The sequence below is a fragment of the Mycobacterium sp. genome, assembly GCF_049280035.1.
Lineage (GTDB): Bacteria > Actinomycetota > Actinomycetes > Mycobacteriales > Mycobacteriaceae > Mycobacterium.
This window is the reverse complement of the sequence record NZ_JBAPPI010000507.1, coordinates 1-2466: the sequence shown is the minus strand read 5'-3', so window position 1 is coordinate 2466 and position 2466 is coordinate 1. Positions and strand designations below refer to the sequence as shown.

General features: G+C 64.1%; 3 protein-coding genes. All 3 read right to left on the bottom strand.

The features are described 5' to 3' along the window. Positions 1 to 34: 34 nt before the first annotated feature. The 3 genes from WAN71_RS16440 to WAN71_RS16430 all read right to left on the bottom strand — a co-directional run bounded on the left by WAN71_RS16440 (position 35) and on the right by WAN71_RS16430 (position 2310). Positions 35 to 877, bottom strand: a complete 843-nt coding sequence (locus WAN71_RS16440; RefSeq protein WP_422226350.1) for a class I SAM-dependent methyltransferase — start codon at positions 875 to 877, stop codon at positions 35 to 37. After that, the gene (locus tag WAN71_RS16435; RefSeq protein ID WP_422226352.1) at positions 874 to 1344 is read right to left on the bottom strand and encodes a GbsR/MarR family transcriptional regulator; all 471 of its coding nucleotides are present in this window, start codon (positions 1342 to 1344) and stop codon (positions 874 to 876) included. Before WAN71_RS16435 ends, WAN71_RS16440 begins: the two co-directional genes overlap by 4 nt. 69 nt (positions 1345 to 1413) lie before the next feature. Beyond that, positions 1414 to 2310 (bottom strand): alpha/beta hydrolase, encoded by an 897-nt coding sequence (locus tag WAN71_RS16430; protein ID WP_422226351.1) that lies wholly within the window; start codon positions 2308 to 2310, stop codon positions 1414 to 1416. Positions 2311 to 2466 lie beyond the last annotated feature (156 nt).

Genomic DNA, 2466 nt, shown 5'->3' with positions numbered 1-2466 from the left:
GACGAGTCGATCCGCAACGAGTCACCGCTCGGAGTCAGAACCGAAATCGGTACAGGCGGTCGTAGTTCCTGACGGCAGGAATTGCCGTCAGGAACCGGTAGATCAGCCGTTGCGGTCGCAACGGGATCTTCGCGGGGTCGAGGAACATCGTCGTCTCGACGAGGTTCAGCCGTGGATTCCACTCTGGTAGCTCATGGCCGTCTCGGGTGCCCCATTTGGTGATTCCTGCGGTGGACGCCTTGGCGAGCATTGGAGATTGGGAGAACCGTGGGCCCCATGGTGAGAGCAGGTCGGCGAGCAGTTCGCCGGTGCCGAAGCGATCGGTCAGCCGCTGCAGCAGATCGCGTAGTTCGGGCTCGTCGAGGTACATCAGTAGGCCCTCGGCAACGATCAGCGCGGGATGGCCGCTCGGGATCTGCTCCAGCCAACCGGGTTCGGTGACCGACGACCCGATCATCGTGTAGCCGGGGCGCTCGGTGTAGAGCCGTCGCCGTAGCGCGATGACTTCGGGCACGTCGACGTCGAACCAGGACACCTCCGACGGCACGTCGAGCCGAAACGCGCGACTGTCTAGTCCACAGCCCAGATGCAGTACCACGGCGTCGGGGTTACGGCGTAGGAAGTCGTCGGCCCAAGTATCGAGTTGCTTGGCGCGCAACGCAACCAGGAACTGGTTGCCCCACGGCTGGACGGACCGGTGCATTCGGGCGAAGTCGTAGTCGATCCGGTCGACCGCTTCAGCGGCCGCCCGGTCGCCGAGAATCGGCCGTTCCAAACGGCTTTCGTAAGCGCGTAAATACAGCGTGCACAGGTTGGTCCATTCCACTGAGCCCCAGCGCACGCCGGAGAAATCGAGCTTGCTGGACTGGTCTTTCACTGTGCTCTCCGTTCTGCCCGGTATTGCTCCCACCGACGGGTGAGCTCTTCGCGGTAGTCGCTTGCGGAAAATTCGCAGAAGTCCCGAAAGTCTTGGAGCCGCTCGCGCTGTTCGGGTCGATCGTCGCCGAGCAGCTGCAGGCCGAAGTCGGCGGCAGGGATACCTGACCCCATCAGGGTCAATTGGACGTTGAGGACATGGGTAAAGCCGCCGGGCGTGATCCGGTAGCGATGCTGGCGGGACGCCGACGGCAGCCGCTCAACCATGCCGGCCTCCTGCAGCTGTCGCGCCACGGTGCTGACCGATGCCTTGCTGACCGACAGCGCCGCCGCCAGCTCGCTCAACGACTGCTGCGACGGCTCGCAGATCGTCAGCCAGGCGTAAAGGCGGCCCATGGTCCGGGTGGCGCCGATCGTCTCGAAAAACAAGCCCATGCGGTCAACGAACTCGGCTTCGTCGAGAGACATCACGCTCCGTACTATACAAAGCGTTCAGTACAAACTGAACGTACTATACGCATCGTCGCCGGGCTAGGACTAGGCGGTCTTCAAGTTCTTGTCGAGGAACTCGAGCTGATCGGCGATCACGCGCTCGAACGCGTCGCCGACATAGATCTCGAAATGTCCCTCCGGATAGAGCTTGATCTGACCGCGTGGCGCCGTCGCCGCGTAGCGGCGGGTCGGCCCCGACGGTGCGACCGAATCGGATTCGCACACACAGAACAGGATTGGGCAGGTCACTTTCGCTGCGAGCCGACCTGGACGGTAGGGCAGGATCTTCACCCCGATGCGGGCGGCGACCTCGTTTCGCAGCGGCGTGCCGTCGGGCACCAGCTTCAAAAAGCCGGCGTAGGCGTCGGGCGCGTTCATCAGCGCAACCTCGCCCGGGTTGCCGGCGGTAGGCACCATCACCGGTGGCCTGCCGAGCCGGGCGCCGATCAGGTCGCGTAACGCCAACCCGGTGATGCGTGCGCTGATCAACGGGCTCAGCGTGCCAAGCGAGGCGATGCCGTCGGTGAACGGGCATTGCGACACCACCGCCGCGATGCCGGGCAGCCGCGCTGCCGTTGCTATGACATGGCCACCACTAAAAGACGTGCCCCACAAGCCAATTCGGTTGTAGTCGATTCCCGGGAGTGTCCGGGCATAGGCCACCGCAACCGTCCAGTCCTGCAATTGCATGCTGATGTCGAGTAGTTGTCGCGGCGCACCCTGGCTGTCGCCGAAGTTGCGGTAGTCGAACACCAAACAGGCGTAGCCGGCCGCACAGAAGCGTTCGGCGTAGGCGTCCAGCCGCATGGTGCGAACCGCGCCCAGCCCGTGAGCCATCACCAGCAGCGGTGCCTTTACTTCTGAGCCGTTGCTCGCCGGTCGATACAGCCACGCACTGATCCGGTCGTGACCCGAGTTGAACCAGACATCCTCACGCTGCATGCTCACGGGTCCCAGTCTCGCATCACTCGCGGCGCCGTCGGGGCGTGTGGTACACCGTCGCCATGACTCCGAGCGTGCTGCAAGCCGTGTCATCGGTGGTCGGACCGAGTTACGTCAGCACCGACCCCGATGTGCTGGCCGGCCGCAGCGTCGACC